The organism is Glaciimonas sp. Gout2 (assembly GCF_035018905.1).
Classification (GTDB): domain Bacteria; phylum Pseudomonadota; class Gammaproteobacteria; order Burkholderiales; family Burkholderiaceae_D; genus Glaciimonas.
Map to the genome: position 1 here is coordinate 1 of NZ_JASJXA010000081.1, position 6,793 is coordinate 6,793.

8 protein-coding genes are annotated in these 6,793 nt (G+C 47.1%); 3 read left to right on the forward strand and 5 right to left on the reverse strand.

What is annotated here, in order from left to right:
• The 4 genes from rplI to rpsF all read right to left on the reverse strand — a co-directional run.
• The coding region (gene rplI, locus QN379_RS22690; RefSeq protein WP_323507696.1) for a 50S ribosomal protein L9 at positions 1–275 on the reverse strand (275 nt) is incomplete at its 3' end.
• A 26-nt stretch (positions 276–301) separates the two neighbouring features.
• Positions 302–586: a 30S ribosomal protein S18 gene (gene rpsR / locus QN379_RS22695; RefSeq protein WP_108439014.1), complete on the reverse strand. Its 285-nt coding sequence runs from the start codon at positions 584–586 to the stop codon at positions 302–304.
• A gap of 21 nt (positions 587–607) precedes the next feature.
• Positions 608–922: a primosomal replication protein N gene (gene priB, locus QN379_RS22700; RefSeq protein WP_322238391.1), complete on the reverse strand. Its 315-nt coding sequence runs from the start codon at positions 920–922 to the stop codon at positions 608–610.
• Between the two features lie 52 nt (positions 923–974).
• Positions 975–1,367 (reverse strand): 30S ribosomal protein S6, encoded by a 393-nt coding sequence (gene rpsF, locus QN379_RS22705; RefSeq protein ID WP_322238389.1) that lies wholly within the window; start codon positions 1,365–1,367, stop codon positions 975–977.
• Positions 1,368–1,642: 275 nt separating this feature from the next.
• Here rpsF and lexA point away from each other — a divergent pair, with 275 nt between their 5' ends.
• Complete coding sequence (lexA, locus tag QN379_RS22710) at positions 1,643–2,317, forward strand: transcriptional repressor LexA (protein ID WP_322238387.1); 675 nt, start codon at positions 1,643–1,645, stop codon at positions 2,315–2,317.
• Between the two features lie 219 nt (positions 2,318–2,536).
• On the opposite strand, the gene QN379_RS22715 is transcribed toward lexA, so the two are convergent.
• Complete coding sequence (locus QN379_RS22715) at positions 2,537–3,316, reverse strand: RNA methyltransferase (protein ID WP_323507697.1); 780 nt, start codon at positions 3,314–3,316, stop codon at positions 2,537–2,539.
• 332 nt (positions 3,317–3,648) lie between these two features.
• Between QN379_RS22715 and QN379_RS22720 the strand changes: the two genes are divergently transcribed.
• Together QN379_RS22720 and QN379_RS22725 are read left to right on the forward strand one after the other, a co-directional pair.
• Positions 3,649–4,452 carry an inositol monophosphatase family protein gene (locus QN379_RS22720; RefSeq protein ID WP_322238384.1) on the forward strand — a complete coding sequence of 268 codons (804 nt, stop codon included), beginning with the start codon at positions 3,649–3,651 and terminating at the stop codon, positions 4,450–4,452.
• Between the two features lie 536 nt (positions 4,453–4,988).
• On the forward strand, positions 4,989–6,344 hold the full coding sequence (locus QN379_RS22725; RefSeq protein WP_322238382.1) for a DEAD/DEAH box helicase: 1,356 nt from the start codon (positions 4,989–4,991) through the stop codon (positions 6,342–6,344).
• Positions 6,345–6,793: the final 449 nt, after the last annotated feature.

The following is a 6,793-nucleotide window of genomic DNA, read 5'->3' on the forward strand; positions in this document are numbered from 1 at the left end:
GAACCGAACAAACGGCCATCAACACCTGATTTTTGCGAAATCTTCACCGTCAAACCGTTCAATTTTTCGCCTTGCGCTTGGGCGGCTGCCAATTTAGCAGCTGCAGTTTTTTCCAACTCTGCGCGTTTAACTTCAAATTCAGCAATTGCTGAAGTTGTAGCACGGCGAGCAAGACGTTGTGGAATTAGAAAGTTACGTGCATAACCATCTTTTACACGAACGACTTCACCAAGATTGCCGACATTAACGACTTTTTCTAACAGAATAATTTGCATGTTTTTCTCCTATTTCAAGTCGTCAATTAAACGTTGTGCAGATCGGTGTAAGGCAACAACGCAAGGAAACGCGCGCGTTTGATCGCGGTGTCAACTTGACGTTGGTAAATTGCCTTAGTACCTGTCAGGCGTGCTGGCATAATTTTGCCATTTTCCTGAACAAAATCTTTCAACGTATCGACGTCTTTGTAATCAACGCTAGCAACGTGTGCTGCTGTGAAACGACAAAACTTTTTACGCTTGAACAGCGGGTTTTGTTGTTGACGCTTGTTTTTCAGTTTGCTTTTATCGAACTTTTTACCGAATGCCATTTGAGGCTCCTGTATAAATAATTAGGCCGCAGTTTCAGCTGCAGCAAATTCAGTGATGTGAAATACCAGACTTTTACCGTTGCGACTCTTGCGTGCCAAAAATCCTGTGAACCAGTACTGACCACCCAATACCGTCTGATTGAATCGCCCCGATATCTCGCCTATGGCAAGAGCGGCAATTTCGAACTCAACCTGACGTTGGATACCCGCTTCATGTGGTGACGAACGACTCAGCAATATTGCTGAAACGATCGGGATACCCGCTGGCGTATAACGCAATACTTCGCGCTCTGCGATTTCGGCAACCAATTGAAGCGCGTTGTTGAGTTGATTCACTCCGGTCTATTTGGAAAATGGTGACGCAATGAATGCAAGTTAATCGGCAAAATTAGGCGGCTGCCGGGGCTGATGCTGGCGCAGCTGGTGCTTCAGTACGATGGCTTTTAGCAGCATCTTCCTTTTGCACAGCCTTCATCATTGGCGATGGGCCAGTTTCAGCTTTTTTCAGCTTGACCGTCAGGTGACGCAAAACAGCATCATTGAACTTAAAGCCAGTTTCGATTTCGGTCAGTGTTTCGCTGTCGCATTCGATGTTCAAGCAAACATAGTGTGCTTTTGCCAATTTTTGGATCAGGTAAGCCAATTGACGGCGACCCCAATCTTCAACGCGATGAACGATACCGCCACGTGTAGTGACAATACCCTTATAGCGTTCGATCATTGCAGGCACTTGCTCGCTTTGATCCGGATGGACGATAAACACGATTTCATAATGACGCATGTAAGCTCCTTTTTGGACTGTTGAAAATAGCCCACCCCGGCGTCAAGACGAGTGTGGGAAGAGGAAAGTCGATAACTATACAGTGAAATCCTTCAAAACTCAATGCTCAATACACATGATCGTCATACAGACAAATAGATTGTCAAATTTACTTGCATTCAACTGAATACTGTACAAAAATACAGACTGTTTATATACACAGTTCGCCGGTGGCATAAATCGCAGCATGAACGCCATATTCTCGCACCAGCCCTTATTCGACAACCGCTATCAATATGATCAAATTAACTGCACGCCAACAACAAATACTTGATCTCATCAGGGATGCTATTGAGAACACGGGTTTCCCTCCGACTCGCGCTGAAATCGCATCCGAGTTAGGATTTCGCTCAGCCAATGCAGCTGAAGAGCATTTGCAGGCGCTTGCACGCAAAGGCGCCATCGAAATTTCGCCGGGGACGTCTCGCGGAATACGGCTTCTTGCAAAAGGCCCTAGCCCGACTAGTAAGCGCAATAATGATGACATCGGGCAGCAATTTACCTTACCCCATCCTGCATTAATGCAACTCAATCTTCCATTGGTGGGACGCGTGGCTGCCGGATCACCAATCCTGGCACAGGAACACGTTCAGGCACGATACAACATTGATCCTACCTTTTTTAGCGATAAACCGGATTACTTGCTGAAGGTACGCGGCATGTCTATGCGTGATGCCGGTATTCTTGATGGGGATCTACTAGCTGTCAAAAAAACGGAATCAGCGAGAAACGGTCAAATAGTCGTAGCACGACTGGGCGATGACGTCACCGTCAAGCGATACAAAAAAACTGGCTCTTCGATACAACTACTACCAGAAAATCCAGAATTTGAACCGATCATTGTCAGCGAAGATCAAGATGACTTTGCGTTAGAAGGCTTAGTGGTGGGATTAATGCGGAACTGGGGCTAATCCTTAAAAATGCAATTATCGGCTCGATCAGAGCTGATAATTGCAAGCGTATCAAGGCGCACTTTTTAATGAAGACGTAAGCTAATTAACCTAAATAGCGCATTTGAAAGCCCCTCTCAGGATGAAAAGCGGCATCTCTTAGCGTTAATCAAAACTACTCAAAAATTCCTTAATTACTTTTGAAGCAATAATTTTTAACACCCGGAAAAAATTTCTCCATCAATCAAGACGCCGCCGCTTAGTCAAAATCTGATTAGCGATACCGCGCAAAATATTCACCTCTTCAGTTTCCAACCCTGCGCGTGCAAACAAACGCTTCAGGCGTGGCATCAATTTTTTCGGATGTGCCGGATCGAGAAAATCGATTTCAATCAGTGCTTTTTCCAAATGGGCAAACATACCTTCAATCTCAATCAGATTAGCGGTATCGCCGTGAAATCCGATCTCGTCACTTGACTCACTCTCGCCAGGCGGTTGTTCAGCGCTAGCCGCGACCCGAAACTCATAAGCTAATACTTGCACCGCTTGCGATAAATTTAAGGAGGAATAATCGGGATTCGCCGGAATGTTAATTAATACATTACATTTCTCGACGATTTCATTCGGCAAACCATAGCGCTCGCTTCCAAATAATATTGCCCCAGTCAGGGTTTTATCTGTCGCTAGTTGCGCCGCCACCGCTCTTGGTGCCATCACAGGTGGAGAAAACTCGCGGAGGCGCGCACTTAGCGCAGCTGCATAATTGCACCCGATCAAGGCCTGTTCGACAGTCTCGACGATTCTGGCTGACGATAGAATATCTTGCGCACCGCTTGCTAATGCAATTGCCTCATCACGCTGTAAAACGTCCGGATAGCGGGGATTCACCAGGACCAGCTCGGAAAATCCCATTGTTTTAATAGCACGTGCAGCTGCGCCAACATTGCCGGGACTACTGGTATCAACCAGTACAAAGCGTAGGCGATTGAAAAGAGACGTGTTGGTTTTTGTCAGGTTCATTTAAAATAGCGTCATTCGCAGGTTAATTTTCAGGAAACGCTGATGTTTAGTGTCTTGGAGTATTAGCCGGGAGCCTGTCGGTCTGACCGGATCAAAGTGAAAAATGCACTGAACGAGGACAGATTTTGCCAGATTCGCAGCACCGATAGCCAGCTATTGGTCGAGAAACTGATGAAACATGACCTGACCAGATCATTTTTCAGCCGATTCCGCATAGCCCGTCAGGCCCTTGTTACCGTCAAGACGGCCTGCATCGCTCATTATTAATAATATAGGTTGGTTCTGTTCCCATTAGGCACAGTGCCGCCATTTTAACGGAACCGAATCCAGATATGCATCCTATGCTCAATACGGCCATCAAGGCCGCCCGTCGTGGTGCCGCAGTCATTTCGCGCGCCTCCTTCGATCTCGACCTGCTTCAGGTAGAAAAAAAAGCACATAACGATTTTGTCACTGAAGTTGATAAAAATGCCGAAGCGGCAATTATTGACATTTTGAAGAACGCCTATCCAGACCACGCCATATTGGCCGAAGAGTCCGGTGCGTCCGACAATCTACATGACGAAAACGAAAACGTCTGGATTATCGATCCAATCGATGGCACTACCAACTTCATCCATGGCTTTCCACAATACTGCGTGTCGATTGCGTTACAGCATCGTGGACAAATTACCCAAGCCGTCATCTATGACCCAACTCGTAATGATTTATTTACCGCTAGCAAGGGCGCTGGCGCTTACTTAAATGAAAAACGTATCCGTGTCAGCAAACGCACTCGCATTGCAGATGGCTTGATTGGAACCGGCTTTCCTTTCCGCGAGACCGAAGGGCCGGTCATGGACGAGTACATGAAAATGTTCCGCGTAATGACACAAAACTGCGCTGGTCTGCGCCGCCCCGGCTCGGCTGCGCTCGATCTGGCATACGTTGCAGCGGGTCGCCTGGATGGTTTTTTTGAAAAAGGTTTAAAACCGTGGGACATCGCGGCTGGTACTTTGCTGATTACGGAATCTGGCGGTATCGTCGGTAACTTTGTTGGGGATTCTGATTACCTCTACAAAGGCGACGTATTGGCTGGCAACCCTAAAATATTCGCACAATTGGTTAGTTTATTATCGCCATACGCAAAAAAGTAGAAAAAAACTGAATGGCATCCTATCCTAAAGATGAGGCCAGAATGTCACAAGGGAATAGGTTCAGGGATATCACTAAAGTGGCGTGATTTGAACCAACTGATCGACTCAAATGATCGACGCCTCTGACGGCATCATATGTTTTTATATGATGCCGTTTTCACATCAAAAGCGCCAAATGTTTTGTGATATTTAGCTGCCAATCACCGTGCGATGCGATGAAGGTCGATGGCAATTCAATCACTATTGAAAAACACTAACGATAAAAATTTCGCTACACTTTTAATGACTGAGAGAGAAATCCAAAAATTTCGAACGATGCCGCGCAAACGCGCGGTTTGTTGTTGTTCGCTGTTATACTTCTGCCTTATGCGGCCATTCACCAGTCAAGTGTCGCCGTAAGGGAGCGAGAAAAGTTTAGTTCAGAGGGCTTTTTAGCTGTCTCAACAATTGCTTGCTAGTTCCTGAATTCATTAATCCCGTTTGCCTGCGACTGGCGCCCGAGCGGCGACAGGCCGATATTCTTCTATTGAGCTTCCATGTTATTTTCTGAACTCGGCTTGTCCGATGCCATCGTTCGCGCTGTTACCGAGCACGGCTACACAACGCCTACTCCAATTCAAGCGCAAGCAATTCCTGCCGTGCTAGCTGGCGGAGATTTGCTTGCGGGCGCCCAAACCGGCACCGGAAAAACCGCTGGCTTCACCTTGCCCGTCCTGCACCGCCTGGCTACTTCGCCAACAAACCCGACTGGTTCCCATCGTCCAATTCGCGCACTGATTTTGACGCCGACTCGCGAACTCGCGGCACAAGTCGAAGAAAGCGTGCGTTTATACGGTAAATATTTGCCGTTAACTTCAGCGGTTATTTTTGGCGGTGTTGGCATTAATCCGCAAATCAAAATTTTGAAACATGGCGTTGATATCCTGGTGTGCACACCAGGCCGATTACTCGACCACATGCAACAAGGTACGGTTAATCTGACGCATGTTGAAATTTTGATCTTGGACGAAGCCGATCGTATGCTCGATATGGGTTTCATCCGCGACATTAAAAAAATTCTTGCCGTGCTACCGAAGAAACGTCAAAACTTATTGTTCTCCGCGACCTTCTCGGACGACATCAAGATATTGGCTGATAACTTGTTGAACTCACCAGCGATGATTGAAGTTGCCCGCCGCAACTCCACTGTCGAGGTCATCCAGCAAAAAATACATCCAGTTGATCGCGATAAAAAACATCCGTTACTAGCACATCTGATTAAGGCTCATTCTTGGCGCCAAGTGCTAGTGTTTACCCGCACTAAACATGGCGCAAACAAACTGGTCGAACAACTTGGTAAAGACGGCATCAGCGGTATGGCAATTCATGGCAACAAAAGCCAATCTGCACGCACCAAAGCACTCGCCGAATTTAAAGACGGTAGTTTGCAGGTGTTGGTCGCTACCGACATTGCAGCACGTGGAATTGATATCGATCAACTGCCGCACGTGGTTAATTATGATCTACCAAATGTTCCCGAAGATTACGTCCATCGCATCGGTCGCACCGGTCGTGCTGGCGCCACTGGCGAAGCCGTATCATTGGTATGCGTGGATGAACATCAAATGTTGAAAGACATTGAAAAGCTGATCAAACGCGAATTGCCAAAAGAAATTATTGCCGGTTTTGAACCAGATCCACATGCACGCGCACAGCCGATTCAATTGCGTAGTGGTGGCGGTGGCGCAGGCAACGGCAATCGTGGCGGTGGCGGACGCACACAAGGTCAACGCACAGCTGGCAAAGCACCCGCCTCTGGCGCAAAACCAAACACGGGTCCGGCCAGAAGCAGCAATGCCAATTCGCAAGCTCGCCCTGCAGCACCGCATCGCTCAGGTGGCCGTGGTCGCTAAGTAGTCTTTATATTCTGTGGCTGTCACAATGGCCGCGTCATTTTTCCTACGAAAATGACGCGGCCATTTGTATATTAAATTACCAAAAAGCGCTGTGCCATTTCTCTGTCTTATATTTGTTAATGTGACTTTCTTCAATTTAAAAGACATTGCGATACTCAATCGCCTGCGCTAAATGCCGCGGATGCAATCTCAAATTTATAGTGTAATTGACGACGCGCAACGATTCAGCATACTCAAGCATTTTTTTACATAGGCGTAATTTGAGGACAGCTAATCTAATCGTATGATGGCTGGCAATTTGAATGAAACGAGTGGGTGACTTTGAAGGAAACGCGGACGAGATTAAGGCGCTTCAAACGCTCAGCAACGGTAAGCGTATTCCCACGGCCGTCTCGATAAATTCCGGCAGAGAAATTCAATCGGCAAGAATTAGCGGGCTATCGCCA